Origin of the sequence: Natrinema sp. CBA1119 (assembly GCF_002572525.1) — an archaeon.
In the GTDB taxonomy this organism is placed as follows: Archaea; Halobacteriota; Halobacteria; order Halobacteriales; family Natrialbaceae; genus Natrinema.
Genome location: NZ_PDBS01000001.1, coordinates 3266768 through 3289342 on the forward strand (window position 1 = coordinate 3266768; position 22575 = coordinate 3289342).

20 protein-coding genes and 1 pseudogene are annotated in these 22575 nt (G+C 63.2%); 9 read left to right on the top strand and 12 right to left on the bottom strand.

The features are described from left to right. Positions 1–199: 199 nt before the first annotated feature. Together CP556_RS16210 and CP556_RS16215 are read left to right on the top strand one after the other, a co-directional pair. Positions 200–1138 carry a twin-arginine translocation signal domain-containing protein gene (locus tag CP556_RS16210; protein ID WP_098726561.1) on the top strand — a complete coding sequence of 313 codons (939 nt, stop codon included), beginning with the start codon at positions 200–202 and terminating at the stop codon, positions 1136–1138. Then, on the top strand, positions 1135–3015 hold the full coding sequence (locus tag CP556_RS16215) for a pyrroloquinoline quinone-dependent dehydrogenase (protein ID WP_098726562.1): 1881 nt from the start codon (positions 1135–1137) through the stop codon (positions 3013–3015). Before CP556_RS16210 ends, CP556_RS16215 begins: the two co-directional genes overlap by 4 nt. Before the next feature lie 164 nt (positions 3016–3179). Here the strand turns inward: CP556_RS16215 and CP556_RS16220 are convergent. From CP556_RS16220 to CP556_RS16240, 5 genes and pseudogenes are all read right to left on the bottom strand, one after another. Beyond that, positions 3180–5139, bottom strand: a pseudogene (locus tag CP556_RS16220) (PQQ-dependent sugar dehydrogenase). Positions 5140–5466: 327 nt separating this feature from the next. Further along, positions 5467–7596: a PQQ-dependent sugar dehydrogenase gene (locus CP556_RS16225; RefSeq protein ID WP_255291484.1), complete on the bottom strand. Its 2130-nt coding sequence runs from the start codon at positions 7594–7596 to the stop codon at positions 5467–5469. 474 nt (positions 7597–8070) lie between these two features. Beyond that, the gene (locus CP556_RS16230; protein WP_098726563.1) at positions 8071–9174 is read right to left on the bottom strand and encodes a sodium:calcium antiporter; all 1104 of its coding nucleotides are present in this window, start codon (positions 9172–9174) and stop codon (positions 8071–8073) included. A 194-nt stretch (positions 9175–9368) separates the two neighbouring features. Further along, a complete protein-coding gene (locus CP556_RS16235; protein WP_255291485.1) occupies positions 9369–10664 on the bottom strand; it encodes a sodium:calcium antiporter in 1296 nt (431 codons plus the stop codon). A gap of 167 nt (positions 10665–10831) precedes the next feature. Then, positions 10832–11134, bottom strand: coding sequence for an ArsR/SmtB family transcription factor (locus CP556_RS16240; RefSeq protein WP_098727439.1), 303 nt, complete (start codon positions 11132–11134; stop codon positions 10832–10834). 145 nt (positions 11135–11279) lie between these two features. Here CP556_RS16240 and CP556_RS16245 point away from each other — a divergent pair, with 145 nt between their 5' ends. The 4 genes from CP556_RS16245 to CP556_RS16260 all read left to right on the top strand — a co-directional run bounded on the left by CP556_RS16245 (position 11280) and on the right by CP556_RS16260 (position 14455). Further along, positions 11280–11582: an amphi-Trp domain-containing protein gene (locus CP556_RS16245; protein ID WP_098726564.1), complete on the top strand. Its 303-nt coding sequence runs from the start codon at positions 11280–11282 to the stop codon at positions 11580–11582. A gap of 251 nt (positions 11583–11833) precedes the next feature. Continuing rightward, positions 11834–13003, top strand: a complete 1170-nt coding sequence (locus CP556_RS16250) for an SMP-30/gluconolactonase/LRE family protein (RefSeq protein ID WP_141551698.1) — start codon at positions 11834–11836, stop codon at positions 13001–13003. 203 nt (positions 13004–13206) lie between these two features. Beyond that, positions 13207–13461 carry a HalOD1 output domain-containing protein gene (locus CP556_RS16255; RefSeq protein ID WP_098726566.1) on the top strand — a complete coding sequence of 85 codons (255 nt, stop codon included), beginning with the start codon at positions 13207–13209 and terminating at the stop codon, positions 13459–13461. A 214-nt stretch (positions 13462–13675) separates the two neighbouring features. Next, positions 13676–14455 carry an MOSC domain-containing protein gene (locus tag CP556_RS16260; RefSeq protein ID WP_098726567.1) on the top strand — a complete coding sequence of 260 codons (780 nt, stop codon included), beginning with the start codon at positions 13676–13678 and terminating at the stop codon, positions 14453–14455. Between the two features lie 18 nt (positions 14456–14473). Here the strand turns inward: CP556_RS16260 and CP556_RS16265 are convergent, their stop codons facing one another. Beyond that, positions 14474–14803, bottom strand: a complete 330-nt coding sequence (locus CP556_RS16265) for a hypothetical protein (protein ID WP_098726568.1) — start codon at positions 14801–14803, stop codon at positions 14474–14476. A gap of 200 nt (positions 14804–15003) precedes the next feature. Here CP556_RS16265 and CP556_RS16270 point away from each other — a divergent pair, with 200 nt between their 5' ends. Beyond that, the gene (locus CP556_RS16270) at positions 15004–15231 is read left to right on the top strand and encodes a DUF5795 family protein (protein WP_098726569.1); all 228 of its coding nucleotides are present in this window, start codon (positions 15004–15006) and stop codon (positions 15229–15231) included. 55 nt (positions 15232–15286) lie between these two features. Here CP556_RS16270 and CP556_RS16275 read toward each other — a convergent pair whose 3' ends face one another. From CP556_RS16275 to CP556_RS16285, 3 genes are all read right to left on the bottom strand, one after another. Then, complete coding sequence (locus tag CP556_RS16275; RefSeq protein ID WP_098726570.1) at positions 15287–15739, bottom strand: response regulator; 453 nt, start codon at positions 15737–15739, stop codon at positions 15287–15289. A 193-nt stretch (positions 15740–15932) separates the two neighbouring features. Next, positions 15933–17513 (bottom strand): DUF790 family protein, encoded by a 1581-nt coding sequence (locus CP556_RS16280; protein WP_098727440.1) that lies wholly within the window; start codon positions 17511–17513, stop codon positions 15933–15935. Positions 17514–17638: 125 nt separating this feature from the next. Then, positions 17639–18196 carry a DUF5806 family protein gene (locus CP556_RS16285; RefSeq protein WP_098726571.1) on the bottom strand — a complete coding sequence of 186 codons (558 nt, stop codon included), beginning with the start codon at positions 18194–18196 and terminating at the stop codon, positions 17639–17641. A gap of 323 nt (positions 18197–18519) precedes the next feature. On the opposite strand from CP556_RS16285, the gene CP556_RS16290 reads away from it, so the two are divergent. Next, positions 18520–18753 (top strand): ribbon-helix-helix domain-containing protein, encoded by a 234-nt coding sequence (locus tag CP556_RS16290; protein ID WP_098726572.1) that lies wholly within the window; start codon positions 18520–18522, stop codon positions 18751–18753. Positions 18754–19072: 319 nt separating this feature from the next. Then, positions 19073–19933: an IS5 family transposase gene (locus CP556_RS16295; protein WP_098724588.1), complete on the top strand. Its 861-nt coding sequence runs from the start codon at positions 19073–19075 to the stop codon at positions 19931–19933. 2 nt (positions 19934–19935) lie between these two features. Here CP556_RS16295 and CP556_RS16300 read toward each other — a convergent pair whose 3' ends face one another. The 3 genes from CP556_RS16300 to CP556_RS16310 form a co-directional block, all read right to left on the bottom strand. Next, positions 19936–21369, bottom strand: coding sequence for a DEAD/DEAH box helicase (locus tag CP556_RS16300; RefSeq protein ID WP_098726573.1), 1434 nt, complete (start codon positions 21367–21369; stop codon positions 19936–19938). Between the two features lie 157 nt (positions 21370–21526). Continuing rightward, positions 21527–21763: a hypothetical protein gene (locus CP556_RS16305; RefSeq protein ID WP_098726574.1), complete on the bottom strand. Its 237-nt coding sequence runs from the start codon at positions 21761–21763 to the stop codon at positions 21527–21529. 78 nt (positions 21764–21841) lie between these two features. Then, entirely contained in the window at positions 21842–22495 is a 654-nt protein-coding gene (locus CP556_RS16310) for a ribonuclease HI family protein (protein WP_098726575.1), read from the bottom strand. Between the last annotated feature and the right edge of the window lie 80 nt (positions 22496–22575).

The following is a 22575-nucleotide window of genomic DNA, read 5'->3' on the forward strand; positions in this document are numbered from 1 at the left end:
CCCGAATTACTCTGTTTTCGAGGATGGAAACAGCTGATTGTCCGTCGGACTGGAATACTAACATCCGGTTGTTTTGTGATGCTAACTACCGCTCTCTCACGAGACAAATACAGTGAATCGGCGCTCCTGAAGAAATATATTCTATACCAGAAACTGTGGAAGCTTCTATTGAGTCGGACGGCGTCTCTCGAGAAGAGTCATGGCATATGGTACCAATCCTGAAAAGAGGTACAGCTACGGGGAGGTGAGCGACGAGGATCGTCGCGACTTTCTCAAAGCCCTCGGCGTCATCGCCGGCGGCGGTATCGCCGGTGCGACGCTGCGCGATCTCCGCGCGGAGGTCTCGAGCGGTGCCGCGGAGGGGCTCGCAGAGATGGGCGAGGCCGTTCGCGGTGGACTGACGGGAACGCTTGACCCGGCGCTGTTGAACGAGCAACTGGCGGGGCTCGAGGCGAGCTTCGAACTGTTGCCCGAACTGGAGTCGATGGGGGTTCCCGAGCAGGGTGCGTCGGCGTACCAGGAGCTGACGACGGCGGCGTGGGCGATCAACGATCACCTCGCGGAGGTCGGCTTCTTCGCGAGCGCGGAGGAGAACCTGCCGGCGTTCGAGCCCGATCACATCGAGGCAACGACACGGCAGTTGCTGCATATGGACACGCTGCCGGCCACGCTTTCCGAGATCGGGTTCTCGGAGCAGGAACAGACGGCGCTGGTGACCAATATCGTGAACACGCGCGAGCAGCTATCGTGGTGGCTGGCGACACCTGACTATCCGCCGGCGGACGCCGTCGAAGACGGTGTCGTCCACGAGTACGTCGCACCGCTTCATCAGCGGGCCGCAGAAGGCTCGCTACTGTGGATCGACGGGCTCGATCACTTCCTCTGGCAGCGAGAGCCGCTCATTACCGGGGAGATGATCGATCGCGGCCTCTGGGACATCAAGTCGATGCTCGGCGGGTACTACCTGATGAGTTCGGCTGTACGTGACCTTGCGAACGGGCAAATCGCCGACGAGGAGCTTTCGACACTGATCACGGCGGGATCCGCGATCGAGATCATCGGTCAGGAGTTCCTGCTCACCGACACCGTCCGAATTACAGATGAGAAGCGCGCACCGAAGGGGGTGATCGACCAATGACGTACGAATCACATCTTGCAGACCTACCAGAGGATGCACCGTGGGACGAAAAACCGGGTGAATCGGTCATCGAACAGCACGATACCGACGCGATTCCGGAGGTAGACGTCACGGAGGAAGACATCGCGGCGTCGGGCGAAGACGAGACGAACTGGCTCATCTTCGGGAACAACTATCAGGGGCACCGACACACCACTGCGGACGTGATCGCGCCGGAGAACGTCGGTGACCTCGAGGTCGAGTACGTTCTCGAACTCGGCGAACCCCCAAACGACTTCCAGGGGTCACCGATCGTCGTGGGCGGCGATCCGCCGATCATTTACCAGACGATCGGGCCGGATATGCTGTACGCGATACACGGGCGTACCGGTGACATCCTGTGGACGCACTTCTACGAAAACGCCGACGGTGCATCCGACGAGACGCCGCCTGCCGAGCGCGGTCCTGCGGTTCTCGGGGACACAGTCTACAAGAGCACGCTCGATCTGGGCGTGCTCGCGATCGATCGGTACACCGGCGAGGAACAGTGGTACTACAACGGCGCTGCCGCCTATCGGGGGGAGGTTGCGGACGACGTGCGACACGAAGAATTGCAGTGGGAGCGGTCGCGCGGGACGACATCGTCGCACCCGCCGATGATCTACGACGGGATGCTGATGAAGGGCAGTTTCGGCGGCGAATTCGGCGTCAGCGGATTCTACGACGCGATCGACCTCGAAGGGAACCCGCAGTGGCGAGTGAATATGACGCCCGAACACGAGTGGGTCGGCGATTCGTGGCAACACGGCGGCGGGACCGCGTGGGCCGCGTCGTGTATCGAACCCGACAGCGGGACGGTCGTCATTCCGTCCGCGAACCCAGGTCCGTGGTACGGTACCGTTCGTCCGGGCTGGAACCCCTATACCTGCGGTAAAGTCGGTGTCGACATTGAAACCGGCGAATACCAGTGGCACCATCAGGACGCGCCCCACGACTGGTGGGACTATGACTCACCGAGTCCGCCACTCGTTTTCGAAGAGGAGGTCGACGGTGAGACCAGGAAGTTCGCGACTTGGCCCGGCAAGACCGGTTGGGTGTACACTGTCGACATGGAAACCGGCCAGCTCCACCAGCGCAGCGAGGAGTTCGTCCAGCACTACAACATGTGGTCGCTACCGCCGTTCGACGACATCGAGAACGCGCAGTGGATCATGCCGGACCTCAGGGGTGGCACGAATCCCCAGACGAGTTCCTTCGATCCCCAGAGCAGGACGCTAATCGTCAAAGGGCTCAACCAGCCGATGCGACTCTCCTGGTTCGAGACGGAGTACGAACCCGGTGAGACGTACATCGGGATGGATATCGAGCATGCGCCGGTGCCGGCTACACAGGAGCAAGAGGAAGAGGAGGAAGAAGAAACTGCCGACGACGGAGAAGAGGCCGAAGAGGAGAAAGAAGAAACTGCCGATAACGGAGAAGAGGCTGAAGAGGAGAAAGAAGAAACCGCCGACGAAGAAGCGGACAACGGAGACGGATCGGAAGAAGAGTGGCGAGAAGCGTGGAACGGCTACGTCGGCGTGCTCGCCGGGATCGATCCGATCAGCGGTGAAGTGAAATGGCGGAACTGGTACGAGGAGACGCCGCCGTGGGGCGGTTCGTTGACGACGCCGACCGGCGTTACCTTCGCGGGAGACGGTGACGACCTGTTCACCGCGTTCGAAACCGAGACGGGCCAGCCGTTGGCCTCGTGGGACCTCGGCACCGCCGCGTCCGGTGCGCCGGTCAGCTGGTACGATCCGGGTGAAGGAAAACAGTACGTCGCAGCCCCCGCCGGCGGGGAGCGTGAGAACTACACCGAATCGGGCAACCGGTTCGTCGTTTTCTCGCTCTCCGAGTAGGCCTCGACGCGGTCTTTTTTGCCCGCATTTCGACGCCGACCGATCGCGGGAGCGGTTCCCCTCGGTACGATAGTCAGTGACGACTGGATCGCGACCGGCGGCCGACGAACGCTCTCAGGCTTTCGGTCGAAAAACGAATTGGTGACCGATCTCTTACCGGTCCATCAATTGTGCTCGCCGCGTCGCTCCTGCTCGTCCGTCGAGACAAGCCGGTGGACTGCACCCTCTCCCTCCACCGTCGACGTGGTGGTGGTGAGGACGTATAGTTCGCCGTCGCCCCCCGACCGAAGCCGTAGACGAATCCCGTCGGTCGCCCGTCTTCGGCGGCATCACCCTCGAGCTGAATCCGTTCGATCGGCCACAGTCCGTCCCGAGTGGTCCCCTCGCTGGGTTCGGTCTCCTCGTCGTCTCCCGTCGGCGGTTCGAGGAACGTGTCCTCGGCGCCGCCACCGACATCGACCTCGTCGAGCCATTCCTCGGGCGGTCGGGCGAGGAACACCGTTCCCGGGTCTTCGCCGTCCCGACTCCAGTCGCCGAAGACGTACGTGTTCTCCAGTTCGTCGATTTCGCTGTCGGTGTAGAGGTAGCCGCCGGTGATAGAGACGCCGACCGGCTCGCTGGTCTCCTCGGCGTCTTCGCCGTCCTCGGCCCCAGCGGACTCGAGGAGTCCGAGGTCGTGTGGGTATTCGATGACCGGATCGAGTAATTCTTCGCCGTCTCTGACGTCCTCGGGCGTGCTTTCGGGACAGTCTTCGGCCGGTTCGGAGGGCGTTTCGGTACTGAAGCAGTGGGTCCCCTCCTTGACGTTCCAGCTGTAATTGCCGCCGCGCTGGACGTGATTGACGCTCTCGAAGAGGTTCTGTCCGACGTCGGCCATCAGGAACTCTCCCTCGCCGGTGAACGACATCCCGCCCCACGGGTTGCGCATCCCCCACGCGTAGTACTCGTCGAGGTGCCCCTCGGCGTCGACCAGCGGATTGTCGTCCGGAATACCGTACGCGCGCTCGTCGCCCTCGGCGTCGCCGCCGTCTTCGGACGTCTCCGACGTCTCGCCGTCCACGTCAACGTCGAGTCGCAAGATTCCGCCGAGGAGATTCTCCGCCGTGTCCTGCCCGTTACCGCCCTCGTTCTCGTCGTACCAGTCATCGACGTGACCCGTTCCCGTGTCGTTCGCACCGCCGCCGTCGCCGGTCGCCACGTAGAGATAGCCGTCGGGACCGAAGGCGATCGGGCCCGAATTGTGGTTGAACTGTGGTTCCGGAATTTCGAGGAGCGTCCGCTCGGAATCGGGATCGGCCGTCGAGTGCTCCTCGTCTGCGGTCCGGAACTCCGAGAGGACGAACGTGTGATCGTACTCCTCGGGGTTCCCTCCCGCGGTGGCGAACTGTACCGGACGAAAAATCGACCGTTGTCCTCGAACTCGGGGTGGAAGGCGAGTCCGAGGAGGCCGCGCTCGTCGAAGTCCTGGAATTCGACAAGTTGGTCCGAGACGTCGAGGAACGGCTCCTCCTGGAGGCCGTCGTCGTTGTGAACGTAGATGTACCCCGTCTGGTCGACGATGAACCGCCGGTCCGCGTCTTCATCCGCTACTTGGAGCGTAACGGGGGCGGTCAACCCCTCTGCTACCGTCTCCAGGCCTACGGTCGGCCCCTCACCGATGAGTTGCGTGGGTTCGGCGGCTTCCTCACCGTCAGCCGTCTCACCGACGAATTCGATATCGCCACGCATCGACTGGGGGTGTGGCCCACAGTAGTACTCGGCCATCGATTCCTCGGCGGTGAACTCGACGGTCTGCGTTTTGCCCGACTCGGAGAAGAGATCCGTACTGACGAGGTCATTGCCGTCTTCGTCTTCGATGTTGAAGTTGTGCTGTGCCCCATCGAGGTTCTCCCAGGTGAGCGTATACTCCTGGCCTGCTTCAAGTCGAAGCGTCGGATTCCGTTCGTCCGCGATTTCGTCGGGTGACTGGCCGATCCAGCCGCTCGTTCTGCCACCGAGTTCGATCTCGCTGGGGAACGCTTCCTGAGCGCCGACTGTCGGCGCGAGCCCTGCGGCGGTGAGCGCTGCGGATGATTTGAGAACAGTCCGTCTCGACAGCCGATTTTCGCTGTTCTGTCTCGTCATTGTGTCGAATACGGAGAGGTCGTGGAAAGCTATCACGTCTGTTAGCCTTTCACAGACCACATTGCGTGGTTTCTAACTCGGCCAATAAAGCGTCCTGACCGTTTCGAAAACAAGAAGAAATTATACGGAAGCTGAAACGATAATAGTCAGTTATCTCCGATATCGATCGTCTCTGATGGCCGAAAGACGCGCTCTAAGTGCCGTTCGTCGCGGATCAGCGCGACGATAGTCGGCGGACGGATCCACTGCACAAACCGATCACTCGCACTCGAGCGGTATCTCGATCGAAAAGACGAACGGCGGGTCGATTGTCGGCGCGTTCCGCGATTACTCGTCGTCTGCGGTCTCGTTTCCGGTTTCCGACTCCGTCTCGTTGCCCGACTCGTCCGCCTCTTCCTCTTTTGTTTCGTCGGCTCCCTCGCCGCCTTCTTCCGCCTGATCGTCTTCGGCCTCCTCGTCTTCCGATTCGCCCCCTTCGGCCGCTTGGTCTTCAGTCCCCACCGCGTTCTCGTGTTCTTCGATCGCCTCGCCTTCGCCTTCGGGAACGATCCGGTACACTTCGCCGGTCTCGCCCTCGGTGTAGCGAGCGGTCGTCAGCACGTAGAGTTCGTCGTCGTGGTCCCGCCCGAACGCGAGGACGAAGCGGTTGAGATTTCCGTTCTCGGAGCCGCCGACGGAGAGCTCCTGGATCTCCCAGAGGTCGTCTTCCGACCGGTCGTTGGTCGGTTCGTACTCGTTGACCGGCGAGGCGAACAGTCTTCCGTCGGGCGTTTCGAACGCCCTGCTCCAGTCGCCGTAGACGTACATGTCCTCGAGCTCGGAGACCGTGTCACCCTCGTAGACGTAGCCGCCGGTGATCGAGATCCCGACCGTTTCGTCGCCGACCTGGTGGGGATACTCGATAACGGGATCGAGGAGGTCCTCGCCGCCACGGACGTCGTCCGGCGTCGCGTTCGGACAGTCCTCTCCCGGTTCGTTGGGGTTCTCGGTGCTGAAACAATGCGTCGCCTCCTTGACGTTCCAGCCGTAGTTGCCGCCGTTCTCGACGATGTTGACCTCCTCGAACAGGTTCTGTCCGACGTCGGCGACGAAGAACTGCCCCTCGCTGTCGAAGGACGCTCGCCAGGGGTTGCGCAGCCCCCACGCGTAGTACTCATCGAGGCCTTCGTCGCTGTCGACGAACGGGTTGTCGTCTGGAATCCCGTACGACTCACCGTTTTCGCCCTCGCTGTCGACGTCGAGCCGGAGGATGCTCCCGAGAAAGTTTTCCGTCGTGTTCTGTGCGTTACCACCTTCGTTGTCGTCGTACCAGTCCTCGACGTGACCCAGTCCGGTGTCGTCGGCGTCGCCGCCGTCGCCGAGGGGCACGTAGAGGTAGTCGTCCGGTCCGAAGAGGACCGCACCGGCGTTGTGGTTGAACTGCGGCTCCGGCACCTCAAGCAGGACCGTCTCGGAGTCGGGATCGGCCGTCTCGTGGTCGTCTCCTTCGGTTGTAAACTCCGAGAGGACGGCGGTGTGGTCGTAGTCCTCGGGTGTGTCGTCGGTCGGGGGTGCGCTGTACCGGACGAAGAAGCGGCCGTTCTCTTCGAACTCGGGGTGGAAGGCGAGTCCGAGGAGGCCGCGCTCGTCGAAGCCGGCGTCGGTCGCCTCGCCGACCTCGACCATTCGATCGGTGAGGTCGAGGAACGGCTCCGCTCGCAGCCCGGCGGTTCCGTTCCCGGCTCCCATGCCGTCTTCGTTGTCGGTTTCAGCCTCGGTCTCGTTACCGGCCTCGGTCTCGTTACCGGCAGCCATCCCGTTCTCGTCCGTCATGCCGTTTTCGCCACCGCCGTCGGCTCCCGTCTCGAGGACGCGGATCTGTCCGGGCTGATCGACGACGTAGTACCGGTCTTCCTGTCCCGGTGCGACCTCGAAGCCGACCGGGGAGGTGAAGCCGCCTGCGACCCGTTCGAGGCCGATCGTCGGCCCTTCCGTCACGACATCCTCTTGGGTTTCCTCAGCGTCCCCGTCTCCTCCCTCGGCCCCGGCCAACTGGATGTCGCCTCGCATCGAGTTCGGATGGACCGAGCAATAATACTCCGCCATCTCGGCGGTCGCCTCGAACTCGAGGGTCAGCGTCTCTCCCTCGTCGCCCATGATCTCGGTTCCTTCGAGTTCCTCTCCCTCCGAGTCGAGGAGAACGAAATCGTGCTGGAGTCCGTCGAGGTTCTCCCACGTGACGACGTATGTTTGTCCCTCCTCGAGTTCCAGCGTCGGATTCGTCTCGCCTTCGATATCGGACGGCGCTTGGCCGACCCAGCCGGCCGTTTCGCCGCCCAGTTCGATCTCCTCGGCCTCCTGTCCGGTCGCGATACCGCCGAGTCCCGCTACGACGCCGGTCGCCGCAGCGCTCTTCAGGAACAGCCGTCGTGACGAGTCGAGATCCGCTTCGAGTCCCGCTTTGTCTCTGGATACCATTGGTTGTGGATCCTCTTCCCCATCCTCGCTCGAGATGTCTATAAATCGGAGATACCGTTGCACCGGAAACACAATACTTGCCGGTGCAGGCGGCGGCGGTCAGGCCGGCTGGTGGCGAAATCCGCGCGTTTCGCGTCGCTCGTCGATTTGTTCCACTTAACACGATCATTCCGGTGGTAATCACAGTTAGTGTTAGATCTCATTGAACTCACCGGATCGATGCAGTTCTGGTCGACAGGATCTGTAGCGTCCAGATCGGTCGATCCACTGCGCCGGACGCGGATTCCGTCACCGTTCGAACGAATTCCTCCTAGAGTAGTTATGTACCTCGAATACCTATCCGTCGAACGGTACGTACGGTCCGAAGCAGCCGAGATCGGACGTGTCGGCCTGGCGTATCGTCGGCGGACGATCGGAGAATCCACCGCCACTCGTTCTCCTCGACTCGGTTCGAGACGAGCCGCCCTCCGGTGGCTACGCATAGTTCGCGATCCAGTAGGCGACGTAGAGCGCGAACAGGGCGATGCCACCGATGCGGGTGACGCGACCGCGTGCAAGCATGGCGGTGACGACGAGCAGGCTGCCCGCGAGAAACGGCCAGTGGACCGTCAGCACGTCGCCGCCGGTGCCGACAGGGTGGAGCATGGCGATGATGCCGACGTTTGCCGTCAGATAGAAGACGGTGCTACCGACCACGTTCCCAACGGCCAGTTCCGGGCGGCTCTGTCGAACGGGTTCGACGGTAAGCGCCAATTCTTCGATCGAGGCGATGAAGCTCAACACCGTCGCCCCGAACGCCAGGCCCGAGATGCCGAAGGCGACGAAAATTCCCTCGGCGCTGACCACCGTGACCCCGGAGCCGACGGTCATCCCCACGACCGCGAGGACGGCCACGCCGAGGTTGAACAGGCCGCTCCGGTGCTCAAAGGAGGGGACGAACTCGTCGAGGTCGAGATCCAACTCCGGATCCGACTCCCCGGTCGGTTGTACTCTCGACTCGTCACCCCCGTTCGGCATTCCTGTTTCCGTCTCCGCTCCCGTCTGCACCGCCGCTTCGCTCTCCGCGTCGGCCTCGAGATCGACCACTTCCTGGAGTTCCGCCGAGAGCAGATACGTCGTTTCGGAGCGGCGCTCGTGCCAGAAGATGTAGGCGAGCAGCGGGACGAACAACCCGAGGAGGGCCGCTCCCTCGAGCGGATCGATCGTCCCGCCGATCGACAGCGCGAACGCGGGGACGGGAACGAGAACGAGCAGCACGAGATATGCGCTGGGAACGTCCATCCGAAACGGCACGAGGACCCCCGCGAGTCCGACGGCGACGGCGAGGACAAACAGTGATTCCCCGAACACCGTCCCGAGCGCGAGCCTGGGAAGTTCGACGAACGCCGCGGTGATCCCGAGGACGGCGTTCTCGAGGTCGACACCGGCCAGTACGACTGCGAGAAAGAAGCCGGAAACGCCGAGCGAAACGGCGCTCTGGGCGACGGCCTCGATGAAGATCTCGACGCACCAGATTACCAGCACGACGCCGACGAGAAACAGGCCGACGAGGGCCACCGTCGAGCTCGGAACGACCATGTCCGTGAGCCTACACCACGCTCGTACTTAGTTGCCGATTGCGGTCACGACGAAACGCGACCGAGCGGTCGAAGGCGGTCTCGATGGGGACGGTCGCCATCGCCGGTGCCCACGACCTCACTAGTGCCCGCGATCCGGTCGTCACGGCCGTGACAGCGCTGCCGACGAGACCAGTTCCGCGAACTCACCGAGGCTCAGCCACTGATCGGAACGCCACCGAAGACGACGATCGCGATCAGCCAGTAGGCGACGTAGAGCCCGCCGAGGAGGAAGCCGTGCCACCGTTTCAGCTTCCCCTTGTAGAGGAAGTACGCGGCGAGGGCGGTCACGACGATCACCGTCGGGAGATGGAAGGTGAGCACGGATCGGGAGATCTCGAGGTCGCTGAGGAGCATGATGACGCCGACGTTTCCCGTCACCGAGAAGAGGACGCTCCCGATGACGTTTCCGACGCCGATCTCGGGGACCCCCCGTCGAACCGGTTCGATCGTGAGCATGACGTCTTCGAAGGTGAGGATCACCGTCAGGACGGTCGCCCCGAAGACGGTTTCCTCGAGGCCGAACCCGTCGATAACGACCTCCGACCCGGCCTCGAGCAACATCGACGCGAACACGATGCCGATCAGTGCCAGGACGGAGAGAAGGAGCCAGAGCCACCCGGACGCGAAGCGACCGCCGACGAGTCGATCCTCGGAGATCTCCGAGAACTCTGCGGGCAACGCGACGCCGCCGTCGGCCTGTATCTCCTCGCCGAGTTCGGTGGTCCGGAAGACCGGCGTGTCGCGCTGGTACTCTCGAGCGATAATATAACCGAACGCGAGGACGAACGCGACGAGGAGCAGGAGTCCGTGGACGAACGTCAGCGTTCCGAGGAGCACGAACGGAATTAACATCAGCGGTGCCATCGCGAAGAGGGCGATGTAATCGGACGGGAGATCGACCGGGAAGGGCCTGATGATCGCGGCGAGGGCGAGCGTCACGCCGATGATCGCAAGTCCGGTCCCGAGCGCCGTCCCGAGGGCAGCACCCTCGAGGTCGCCGGCCGACAGAACGAGCGCGAGGATCGTGTCGTCGAACTCGAATCCGGTGAAGAGTATCGCGAGCGCGAACAGCGATATCTTCAATTTCAGCGCCGCTCGAGTGAGATAACTGATCAGCTTCTCGACGCAGACCGTCAAGAGGACGCCACCGACGACGAGGACGAGCACCGCACCGAGGAGCCCTTGCGCCTCGACGAATCCCTCGATCGCCCCCTCGAGGCCGCCTTCGTTCTCCGCCGCGTCGACGTCTTCATCCACACTTCCGTCGTCGCCCTGAGCGAGAACCGGCGCGACCGGAACTGCGACGAGCGTCGCGGTCACCAGGAGAGCAGCGATGATCCGTCGGACCGATCGACGAGAGAGGCGGCGTCTCGTACCGATCGAGCGCACCGCATTCGCGACTCTCGGACGTTGTGACGCGATGGCGCTCTCGACGAGGACCTCGAGCATGTGGGTTCCGCATGCGAACCAGTGCCATATAGCTAGCAGGCCGGAGGGATCAGTTCCATGGAAATCCCTACACGGAACCCGTGGGAGATTTCTACACGGGCCAGTTGGACACCACTTTCACTACACCACTGTCACTGTCCGACCCATGCATGGACACGAGGAGGATCTCACGACGGCTCCGATTCCGACTCGCTCTCGTCGTCGAGCGGATCGGCCTGCAGGACGAACGCGCGCTCCGGCGGCGGGGCGATGCGCAACTCGATGCGCCGAGCGAGTTCGTAGTACTTCCGATTCCCGCGCCTGTAGTGTTCGACCAGCCCGGCGTCCTCGAGCGTCGAGAGGTGGTGGACGGCGGTTTTTCCATCCATTCCGATCTCCGCTGCGAGTTCCGAGACGTACATCGGTTCCCGCGAGAGTTCCCTGAGAATCGCCAAGCGCGTTCCGTTTCCCAGGGCGTCGATCAGTGTCACGCACGTCCGTACGACATCCCGCATCAAGAAAGGTGTCGACGATTCTCACTGTGCTCGCGGTCGAAGCCAGGGGAAGTATGCCATCGATCCGATCTGTCGAAACGCGTGGATGCAGCTTTATCGGCGTCGTCGTGGGACGACCACTATGAGCGACCGCGTCGACTTCCCCGACGATCGAACCAGCGACCGGCGGACGATTACGAGCGGCTTCTTCGAACAGGAGGTGTACCTCTCCAGCGAGGAGACGGCCGCCTTCCTCCACGACCTCGCCGATCAGCTCGAGGCCGGATCCTCGTTTACCATCTCCGCGTCGGAGTGGGAGATCCCCTTCGACTACAGTGATCCCGTCGAGGTCGAGATCGAGTTCTCCGAGCAGCGAGAGCGCGAACTCGAGATCGAACTCGAGTTCACGGAGCCGTCGGGGGGTGACGAGCTGTCAGTTCGGTAAGTGGGTGCTCGGGAACAGTCGGTTCGGCAAACGGGTACTGCTATCCGCCGACTCGAGAGACCGTCGGGAACAGTGTGCACGACATCGCCGTCGGCGCGGACCGACTCACACCCGCTCGGCCGACATAATGGGTCATGGATGCGGACAAACACGAACTTTCGCCCGTGCAACTCGCAATAACCGGTCGGTTTGTCGGGAAACGGTGTGCGCGATTTACACGATTTCGGCTGGTCGGTCCCGCCGTTGCAGTCATGACTATTGACAACACGACCGAGCCGACGACCGGTACCGATTCCCGAGCGAGTGTTTCCCGACGATTTATCCTGGGGAGCATCGCCGCGACGAGCGCGCTCGCGAGTCTCCCCACGGGCGCGTTCGGACGACAAGACGACGCGGCGGGCGACCTCGAGACGATCGCCGAGTTCGAACCGCCCGCGCTCCCGGAGAATCTCGCGATCGACGAGCGGGGAACCGTCTACCTGAGTATGGGGCCGTCCGGCGAGATCCGCGCCGTCGACTCCGAGGGGAATCAGTCGTCGGTCGCGACGCTCGATACCGGCGATCAGGGGCTCCTACTCGGCGTTACCGTCCTCGACGGTACGCTCTATGCCGCGAACGGGTCGGGCCAGCGGGAGACGCACGGCATCTGGCGCGTCGATCCGGAGGACGGCGACCCCGAGCGGATCGCGTCGCTGTCGCCCGACGAATCGATGCCGAACGGGATCATGCCCGATCCCGCGACGTCGGACGCGCTGCTCGTCTCCGATCACCTCGGCGGCGCGATCTGGCGCGTGACGACCGACGGCGAAGCCGAGCCGTGGGTTTCGGATCCGTTGCTCGAGCCGGACATGGACGCCCAGACGCCGGTTGGTGCGGACGGGCTGGCCGTCCATCCGGACGGCGATGTCTACGTCGACAATCTCAACGCGGGATCGGTCATGCGAGTCCCGGTCGCGGATGACGGGAGCGCCGGAGAGGTAGAACAGGTCGTCCAGGACGAGGGTCTGGTCGGTGCGGACGGCATGACGATCGATGAGGACGGAACCCTCTACGTCGCGGTGAACGCGGCGAACGAGGTCGTCCGCGTGACGGACGATCAGGAAATCGAGACGCTCGCCGGCGGCGACCCCCTCGATTTCCCCGCGGACGTCCACTTCGGGACCACCGAGGAAACCGCGACGTCGCTGTACATCGCGAACTTCGCCTACGGGACCTTCCTCGAGGACGAGGCGGCCGCCGAACCGAGCCTCGCGAGAGTCGATGTCGGAACAGCCGGTTACTTCCCGGAGACCACCGGCGAAACGCCCGATACGGACGAGAGGGACGACAGCGCTGACGATGATCGATCCAGAGACCACGATCAGTCCGGAGACCACGATCGATCCGGAGACGACGCGAACGAGACGGACGACGACGAGTGACCCGCGAACGCGCTCGGTCAGTGGTCGATCGAAAGCGCGATCCCCCGGCGGCTGACGGGGTGTCGTCACGGCGACTGACAGAGCGGCGTTTCGATGGCCGCTCCGAACTCGAGCGACCAGTAGCTGGCAGTTACGATCGGAAATAACTGCTATGAATCAATGCTTCGAAAGTTATTAATGGAGTGGTGTGGCGGTAGATTTCAATGGAACAATCCCTCGCGTTCGACACCGATGAGGTACACGAGCGGATCGTTACTGGGGTAGCTGCACTCGAGGGGACCGATCCCATGGAATTACCGCCGCTCTTCGACGCGGTCGATCCCGATGCGCTCGGCGCGGTGTTCGCAGCCACGGAGTCCGGCCAACGGCGGTCGGGACACGTCGGATTTCCGTACGCCGGTCATCAGGTGCGAGTGGAGTTCGACGAGACCGGGACCCCCGTCGTGACGATCGATTGATTCGGAACACGTCGTCGTCCATCGACGAGTTCGTTCTCGCGATTCGATCACACGGAACGATTCCTGACCCGGCAGCGTCCCGTTATCGGTCACGTAGTCGCGCTCCCGTCGCCACTGACAGTCTGTCGGCACCGATCGGATGACGGCTGTTCGATCAGCGCGAACCGCGTTTCGGTCGCTAGTATAATGCATCACCGGCCGATACGGTTCACTAATGGCACGACTCGAGGGGCTGCGGGTGTATCCGGTGAAGGGACTCGACAGCATTGATCTCGAGACGGCCGAGGTCCTCGAGGGCGGGACCGTCGCCCACGATCGGGAGTTCGCGCTGTTCGACACTGACGGCGACGTACTCAACGGGAAGCGGACCGATCGAGTACACGACCTCGACACGGATTTCGATCCCGAAACGCGCGAGCTCGCGATCGAGACGCGCGACGGGGAACGGCAGCGATTCGACCTCGAGTCCGATCGCGAGACCGCAGCGGCCTGGTTGAGCGAGTTCTTCGACGTGGAGCTATCGCTCGAGAGAGATCGATCGCTGGGGTTCGTGGATCGACGCGAGATGGGGCCGTCGGTGATCAGCACGGCGACGCTGCGCACCGTTGCTGACTGGTTCGACGAACTGACCGTCGAGGGCGTTCGGCGACGGCTCCGAGCGAACGTCGAGGTCGGTGGCGTGGAGCCGTTCTGGGAAGACCGGTTCGTCGGCGCGGACGCGCCGGCGTTCGAAGTCGGCGGCGTCCGGTTCGAGGGCGTGACGCCCTGTGGCAGATGCGTCGTTCCCCAGCGCGATCCCGATACCGGCGATCCGACTCCGGGATTTCGAGAGCAGTTCGTTCGCCGCCGCGAGGAGACCTTCCCCGACTGGGCGGACGCGGGCGCGTTCGACCACTACTATTCGCTGATGCTCATCGCGCGCGTCCCCGAAGGCGATCGCGGCGAGACCCTCCGGGTGGGCGATCCGGTCGAAATTGTCAACGGCGAACGATAGACGGTATCGTCGACCAGTTCAGTGATCGATTCCGGGCCGTTGGAACGTCGTTTCCGCCCCGGCTCGCTCGTCGTCGGATTGCTCCAGCACACGTTCGAGTTCCGGTGCAGCCAGTACCTCGTTTCGGTCGGGCTCCTCCGGCCGCCGGAAGTAGTACGTCTCCGCACAGCCGGCGACTAACTCCGAAAGTGGTCGGTCTTCGTCGTGGACGATCGAAACGAGGTCTCCGGTCACTGCGACGAGCACTGCGTCGTCCGGTTTGTACAGGGCATCCCGGAGTTCGTAGACGGTACAGTCGGCCGGTAACTCGAGGGTGACGCCGTCGACGAGCGCCCATCGCGTCTCCATAGGCGGACGTTCGGGCAAGAGCATCTATACGGTTGTGCCCGCAGACACATGCCGACCGAGAGCCCCACCGCCACCGCTCGAATCCTGCAACTACCGACCAGTCGACCGTCCTCAGCGACGAGACCGCGCCGGCCTCGAGCGGACGGTCGGCCGGCGACCGCGTCAGGAAAGCTTAGGGTGTCTCGTCCGAAAATTTGAGTGTGAGCGAGAATCGCGTCGTTCAGGGGCGAATGGTGACGGCCAAGAAACTCGCCGAGATCGTCGAGGGCGACTCCGTCATGGAGGTCGACTCGATCGAGGAGGCCGACGAGGAGTGTCCGGCGTGTGGCGGCTCCGTCCTGGCGGTGACCTACATGCCGTCGGTGACCGAACTCGTCACCGGCCGGAAGTGTCAGGACTGCGACTGGAGCGAGACGGATCGGGACTGATCGGAATCAAAAGCGCCGTCCACGTCCGTCTCGAGTCTGTACTGTCCGTCTCGAGTTACGAGGGTACTGGTGGCAGCGTTACTTCGTCGATCCAGAACGCTTCGACGGCACGGCCGAGTTCGGCGAACTCAGCCGGATCGCTCGGCTTGGTGAGATAGGCGTTCGCGCACAGTTCGTAACTCCTGACGATGTCTTCGGTCGCCTCCGAACTCGTGAGGACGATGACCGGTAGCGACGTGAGATCCGGCTCGTTCTTGAGCGTCTCGAGTACCTCGAATCCGCTCGTTCTGGGAAGATTGAGATCGAGCAACATGAGATCCACGTCGGCATCGTCCGCACACAGCACCTGCTCATGCAGGAAGTCGAGGGCGGATCCACCGTCCGCGAACGTATGAAAGACCGTCTCGAATCCCGCCGTTTTGAACGCCTCCTCTATCAGGCGAACGTCGCCGGGATTGTCTTCGACGAGGAGGATGGAAACGGGGTCGGGAGAGGACTGGTTAGACACTGCGTATCTATCAAGATGGGTGACGGGGGCTTAAGAGTGATCACAAAGCACGTTGGATCTGTGTCGCTGTATCTGAAAATCGGCCACGGTTGCCGGACCACACTGCCTTCGCCATCCCCGATATCGTCCGCAACCGTTCGCGGCCCGGCCGTTTGACGTCCGGTCTCGGTCGTTCAACGCCCGGTCTCGGCCGTTACCGTTCGACAAGCGTCCCCCCGGCCAGCCCCTCCCACTCGACGCGATAGCCGAGTCGCGAAAGAATCGCGCTCGAGTCGGTGAGATCGACCGCCTCGAGGATCGCTTCGGCGTCCGCGAGCGCCATCCCCGGCTCGATTTCGTCCGCCACCGACTCGAGAACGGCGGGGCGAACCAGCGTCCGACCGACTCGTTCGTGTTCGGGGAACGCCTTGTCCGCGAGCGCGTCCGGGCTCGCGCCGTGGCGATCAGCCAGCGCGTCAACCGTGACGGCGTCGTCCGCCGGCCGCAACGCGTCGGGAAGGCGGGCCGCACTCTTGGCGACCAGCTGGCGTTCGTACTCCCGGAGGACATCGGCGACGTCTTTGACTCTGACCGTTCCCGAGTAGGGGATCGCTCGATGGTCGCGGGCGGCGATCTCCTCGCCGACGCCCAGCGATTCGTCGACGGCGACTAGCATGGCCACGTCCTCGAGACCGGCGAGCTGAGCGAGCTTTTTCTCGACGTATTCCGGCGTCCAGAACCCCATGATCTCGAAGTAGACGCGGAAGTTACTACCCACGACGTCAGACTCGTTCGACGCGTCCCCGCGGCCCGTCCCTGCGGGAGCGTACTCGAACGCGAAATCGGGGATCATTACCCGCGTTCCCGTCGCGAGGGGCTCCGGTTCGCGGACGAGGTCCCAGTCCAGATTCAGATTCGTAAAGCGGGCCGCGAAATCGGCCTCGACACCGCTGTCGAAAGACATCTCCGCGATCGGCTCCGCGTCCGGTACCCGGACGGGATCCTCGTGGGACAGTTCAAGGGTCCGTTCGGTGCCGCGGTCGTCGATCGTCGCCTCGAGGTGCCACCGGTCAGCCTTCGCGACCGTTCGCAGGAGTCGCGCAAAGCGCGTCCCATAGCGCCGGGTTGCGCGAAAGAGGTGGGTCGGTCCCGTCACGATAACTTCGCGTTCGGAGAGTCCCGCATCGTCGTCTACAGATCCGTCGTCAACCCGGTGGATCTCGTACATCAGCCGCAGCCGCTTGATCGCCGAAATCAACGCCTTCGGATCGCTCGAGCGCACTCGAACCTCGGTCGCGTCGAACAGCGCCGTCTGCGCGAGCGAGAGGTTGTACTGGGCGATCAGGTCGTCCGGATCCCAGCGCGACTCGACCGCGGTCACGACCTGTCGCTCCTCGAGATCGGCGTACAGCGCGGCCTCGAGGTCGTCCGCCGACGCGTCGACCGATTCGCTCGCGCGGATGAACGCCATCGCGCGCTCGTCCTCGGTGACGACGCCGACGGCCTCGGCCGCCTCGAACGCGGCCCTTCGGGCCCGTTCGGGCTCGATCGCCGTCTCCGTCTCCGCGACGGTCTCGCGTTCGACCAGCGCCGCGAGGCCCCGGACGAGTTTGAAGTCCTCGGCCTCGCGCTCGAGCGCGGTCAGCGCGTTCTCGAGCGTCGCCCGCGGCTCGCCGACGTGGCCCTGATACGTGCCGATGACGCGGGCGGCGAGCGGCCGGTGTTCGCGGTCGGCGAACTGCGGCTGGTAGCCGCCGCCGGCCCGCGAGACGCGAAGCAGGTCCTTCGTCAGCATCTGTCTCGAGTCGGCGCGGCGTCGACAAAAGTCATCCGGACGGTTACCGGCTTCCGAATCGCGTACGAGACCCACGACGGCGTTCGAGGGCCGATCGAGTCCTTCATTCACCTCCGCTGAGCGATTCACTCGGATTCGATCGCGTCCTCCCCCAGTCGCTCGCCGCAGTTCGGACAGCGGTCGTATCGGAGCTCGAGGCTCGCCCGGTGAACGGCTTCCATCGCCGCTTTGACCCGTTCTTCCGCCTCCCGTTCGGTCTCGTGCGAGAGGGAGGCCCCTTCGACTTCGATCAGGAACCGCGCTACCTCCGTGGCCTCGTAGGCGATGTCGTCCAGTTCGTCGGCCGTGAAGAAATCGGAGTAGGCGCCGTAGAGGAACGTCGCGCCCGCTTTCCGAACCTTCTCTTCGAAGGATTTCCGCGACTGGTAGACGGCCTGACGCGTGTACTGATCGTCCATGAAGGGAACGAGGTCGGGGAGGTTCTCCCCGATGGTCGTCATCTCGATACCGGTTCCGGTCCGAAAGTCGGCCCCGAGGCGAGCGATCGCCCACTCGCGGGCCGTGAAGGCGACGCGATCGCGAAGGAACTCGTTGACGCGGTCGTACTCGGCGCTCTCGAGTCGCTCGAACCGATCGGACTCGGATGCACTGCTCCGGGCGGATGAATGCGTATCTTCGGGCATGGTGTGTGTCTGCGGTTGCCCGCGTCACGTGCAAGGGCCGAACGAGCATAACGCTGTCCGTCTCGCCGGGAATCGCGTGATCCGACCCGCCCTTTTGACGATTGATCAAACGGCGTTCCGTGACGATCGAAACCGACGCTATCCCGGCCGCCAGTGCCGGAGTCGAACAGTTTCACTTCCACCGCGCTACGCGAGCCCTTTTCACCGGCCGTCCCCTTCTCGTCACATGGTCCTCGCGAAAAATAGAACGGGACTCACAGTCACAGAAACTGAGACGAGCGCGTCGTCGCGCCCCGATCGCGACCGGAACGAGGTGACCGGATATGTCGCGTAGTCCGTCGTCCGACGACGTCGTCGCCGACCCCGACCACTCCCGGCTGGCGGACGGGCGGACGCTCGAGCGCGTGACGTTCCGGGCAACCGGCGAACAGCTCGCCGCCCTCGAGTCGCTCGTCGACGCCGACGTCTACCACTCCCGGAGCGAAGCGCTCCGGGCCGGGGTACAACAGCTTCTCGAGCGGCACCGTTCGTCCGAGACCGACCGCGATGACCAGTAGGTCGTCCCGAAATCGCATCGTCCGAACGGATCGGATGTCGATACCCTCGAGCCGGCGGCCCCCGCTAAATACTGCCCTGCGGAATACAGGACACAGCAGCCGTCGGCCGGGCCGAAGCGACTGATTCGGCCCGGCGACGTGTGTCTGCCATCCACCGGTCGTCAGTCGCGACGACGACCCGCGATCCGTTCCTCGCCGGTATTTTCGGAGATAACCTCATAGAGGCCTTGTTTAGACGCGCGAAATACGGCGGCTCAGCGACGTAGAGTGTAGTATCGTGTTCCTAGTAGCTCACGCTAAATGTCTAACTTACTAGAGAGTGAAGCGGGAAGGCTTTGCTGTGCACACGAAGCTAGCCCGCTTCACTAGCCACGTTGTCTCGCTCGCCCAAAAAGCCGTCGTCGGAAGGCCAAAACCAGCCGTAAAACGCGGTGACGGCGGCTACGCCGACTGGGTGATCGTCTCAATTCGCGGCCTCAAAACGTATCTCGATTTGCCGTACCGGCGACTCTTGGACGTCCTGTACGAAATGCCACGGATTGCGGGAATTCTTGACCTAGAAGTAACTCAGCTGCCCGATTTTACCACCGTGTGTGCGCGAATGCAAGACCTCAAAATGCCGCTCTGGCGCGACGTTCTCCGGCTGTCGGCGGAGCTGCACGAGACCGGCGAGATCCAGGCAATCGACGCAACCGGCATGGATCGGGTCGCGGCGAGCCAGCACTACGCCAAACGGACGAATTACACGTTCAGGGCGGTGAAAACGACCGCCTTGATCGATTGCGAAACTGGTGCGATTCTAGATATACATTGCTCGATGAAACAACCGCACGATACACAGATCGCGTGGCAACTGCTCACGCGCAACCTAGACAAACTGAGTATTCTAACCGCTGACAAAGGCTACGACTGGGAGCTCCTTCGACAGAAGCTTCGGTCTGAGGGCGTCAAACCGGTGATCAAGCACCGCGAATTTGGCTGGCACGGCGTCGCAAACAATGTGTTGCTCGATGATACAACGTACCATCAACGATCAAATATCGAATCGACGTTTTTTGCGCTCCGGCGCAAATACGGCGAGATCGTTCGAGCGAGAACCTGGTTCGGCCAGTTCCGCGAACTCGTGCTCAAATGCGCCGTCAGAAACGTCGAACTAGCGCTTGACGCCGCTACCCGGTGAAATCAAGCGTCTAAACAAGGCCCCTCATAGAGGATCGCTCGTCCGCCGTCGGATTTCGGGCGGAGGATCCGCCCGAGTCGCTGGATGAACTCCCGCTCGCTGCCGCTACCCGAGAGCACGACCGCCACGTTCGCGTCGGGGACGTCGACACCCTCGTCCAACACGTTCGATGTCGCGATCCGCATGTAGGTTCCCTCCCGGAACCGCTCGAGAATCTCCCGTCGTTCCGCCGTGCCGGTCTGGTGGGTGATCGTCGGGATCAGAAACCGTTCGCTGACGTCGTACGCGAGGTCGTTATGTGCCGTGAAGACGATCATCCGATCGCCGCGGTGATCGTCGAGGACGTCCGCGAGCGCCTCGAGTTTCGCCTCACTCCCAAATGACAGTTCCCGCGCGCGCTGGCGTGCGAGTAGCGCCTCGCGCGCGTCGGGATCGCTGCCCGATCGCTTGACGAGTTCCTGATAGTCAGAGCCGCTGCGCATCTCGATGTTCGAGCGCGCGAGGTAGTCCGTGAACACGTCCTGATACCGCTCGTATTCCTCGCGCTCGTTGGCGGTGAGCGAGACCTCGAGTCGCTTGACGTCGTAGTTCGCGAGATGGTCGCCGGCGAGTTCGTCCACGTCGACGCGGTGGATCAGCGGACCGACGATTTCCTCGAGTATTTCGTGTGCGCCGTCGGGCCGCTCGAAGGTCGCAGTCAGCCCCAGCCGCGCGGGTGCGGCCAGCAGCCGCGCGATCTCGCGGTAGCCCTCGCCGCCGAGGTGGTGGACCTCGTCGAAGACCACGAGACCGAACCGGTCGCCCACCGAATCGGCCTTCAGGTACGCCGAGTCGTAGGTCGAAACGGTGATCGCCTCGAGGCGCTGTTCGCCGCCGCCGAAGCGGCCGATCGGCCGATCGAATTCGCGCTCGAGTTCGCGCTGCCACTGCTCGAGCAGGTCGATCGTCGGCACGACGACGAGCGTCGGCACCGAGAGCCGTTCGATCGCCTTCAGCGCGATGACCGTCTTCCCGCTGCCCGTCGGAAGTTCGAGAACGCCGGCGGGCGCTCGCCCGATCGACGCGAGCGTCGGGGCGTCGCCCCAGCGATCGGTCTCGAGCCACCTCTCGAGCGCCGTCGTCTGATAGCCGCGCAGTTCGTACGCGGATTCGAGAGCGGACACGGACTCGAGGTCGAGGACGCGATCGTCGACTGCGGCGTCCGTCTCCGCCAGCGCCGCTCGGAAGTCGGCGTATCGAACGGCTGGGACGCGGAAGCCGTCAGTCCGCCGGTCGGCCTCGAGATCGGGGACGGCCGTCCGAAGCGACGATGGCGAGATCGATGACTCCTCGAGGCTGTCGATCCGGATCGTTCCGTCCTCGTACCGGAGTTCGATCGCGATCGATTCGTCGGCCGGTGTCGACGTCACGGGACACAATCGGGGGCAGACCCACATATACGGTCGGGTCTGTCGCGACCTCGAGATCGATCACTACGAGAGCTATTTTGATCGGTCTCGTGAGCCGTCCCATTCTCCCAGACGTGGGTGCCTGTTGCTCGTACTGCGTGGCAAATACAGTTGGAGAGCGTACACGTCCACGGCAATAGACATCTTATGTGCGTTTATCGACGAATGCGAGTCCTGTGAACCCGACGAACATTGTCACCGCTAAACAGAGAGCCACTGTCAGGTACTCTCCCAATGGAGAGGAGACGAGATGGACACCATATAGCTGACCGATTACTACACCAACCATCGCAAAAACTGGCGCACCGATGTAGCCGTACCACGGGTTGTTCCATGCCTTAGTGTCGGTCCGAAATAGCCTCTCTTTCAAGGAATCCGTCATTCAAGAATATATTTGGACGACCCCTATAAATGTAATTGACAGTAGGTATGTCTGCATACCTTAAGCGCCGTAACGCTACTATCCCGGTCCGAAGGCCGCGATATCTGCACCCACCGTCGCCAGCGCGTCGGCAGGGTTCGGGTCGCTGTCAGCCAGATGCGTGTACCGGTGGTCCGGGATGCTCGAGAGTGCCGCCGCGACGGCCTCGCTGTACGTCTCGACGCCCGGTTCCGTCGGGTCATCGCCGCCCCAGACGTCTTGGATGACCGTCATCGAATCGATGCGCACTTCCAGTCTGCGCGGCTCGTAGCGAGCCAACAGTTCGGAGAGCCCGAGCTGGAGGGCGACGTACTCGGCGGTGTTGTTCCCCGTCCGGGAGCCGACGGGTCGGCCGAGACGGGCGAGTTGGTTCTCCGCAGCGTCCGTGATGACAGCGCCCGCACCTGCTGGGCCGGGGTTGCCGCGGGAACTGCCGTCGACGGAGAGGACGAACGTGTCGCTCGTCGGCTCGGGGACGGGTGGCCGGCTGAGTCCCGACTCTAACAGGCTTTCTAGCGCGCGACGCAACTCGGCCGGGGTGGTCGCGGGGTCGAATAGGCCGCCGTAGCCGGGGACGGTGTCATCGACGGCGTCGGTGGCGGCCGCCACCTCGTAGCCGACACCCGCGAGTACCTCGTCGACGAGCGCGGCGAGCGGTGAGAGATGTTCGGCCGGGAGTGGGTTGTCGGTCACGCCACTCGCCCCCTCTGGCTTCGGTTCCGGGCCTTTACACCCTCGATCCCGAGCGAGCTCGCTGGCTGGTCGCACCACTG

Coding starts and splice junctions, on each gene's coding strand:
- CP556_RS16245 (WP_098726564.1), top strand. CDS start 11,280: ATGAGCGACCGCGTCGACTTCCCCGACGATCGAACCAGCGACCGGCGG.
- CP556_RS16235 (WP_255291485.1), bottom strand. CDS start 10,664: ATGCTCGAGGTCCTCGTCGAGAGCGCCATCGCGTCACAACGTCCGAGA.
- CP556_RS16230 (WP_098726563.1), bottom strand. CDS start 9,174: ATGGTCGTTCCGAGCTCGACGGTGGCCCTCGTCGGCCTGTTTCTCGTC.
- CP556_RS16250 (WP_141551698.1), top strand. CDS start 11,834: ATGACTATTGACAACACGACCGAGCCGACGACCGGTACCGATTCCCGA.
- CP556_RS16225 (WP_255291484.1), bottom strand. CDS start 7,596: ATGGTATCCAGAGACAAAGCGGGACTCGAAGCGGATCTCGACTCGTCA.
- CP556_RS16290 (WP_098726572.1), top strand. CDS start 18,520: ATGTCGCGTAGTCCGTCGTCCGACGACGTCGTCGCCGACCCCGACCAC.
- CP556_RS16305 (WP_098726574.1), bottom strand. CDS start 21,763: ATGACGGATTCCTTGAAAGAGAGGCTATTTCGGACCGACACTAAGGCA.
- CP556_RS16265 (WP_098726568.1), bottom strand. CDS start 14,803: ATGGAGACGCGATGGGCGCTCGTCGACGGCGTCACCCTCGAGTTACCG.
- CP556_RS16280 (WP_098727440.1), bottom strand. CDS start 17,513: ATGCTGACGAAGGACCTGCTTCGCGTCTCGCGGGCCGGCGGCGGCTAC.
- CP556_RS16215 (WP_098726562.1), top strand. CDS start 1,135: ATGACGTACGAATCACATCTTGCAGACCTACCAGAGGATGCACCGTGG.
- CP556_RS16210 (WP_098726561.1), top strand. CDS start 200: ATGGCATATGGTACCAATCCTGAAAAGAGGTACAGCTACGGGGAGGTG.
- CP556_RS16285 (WP_098726571.1), bottom strand. CDS start 18,196: ATGCCCGAAGATACGCATTCATCCGCCCGGAGCAGTGCATCCGAGTCC.
- CP556_RS16255 (WP_098726566.1), top strand. CDS start 13,207: ATGGAACAATCCCTCGCGTTCGACACCGATGAGGTACACGAGCGGATC.
- CP556_RS16300 (WP_098726573.1), bottom strand. CDS start 21,369: ATGTGGGTCTGCCCCCGATTGTGTCCCGTGACGTCGACACCGGCCGAC.
- CP556_RS16260 (WP_098726567.1), top strand. CDS start 13,676: ATGGCACGACTCGAGGGGCTGCGGGTGTATCCGGTGAAGGGACTCGAC.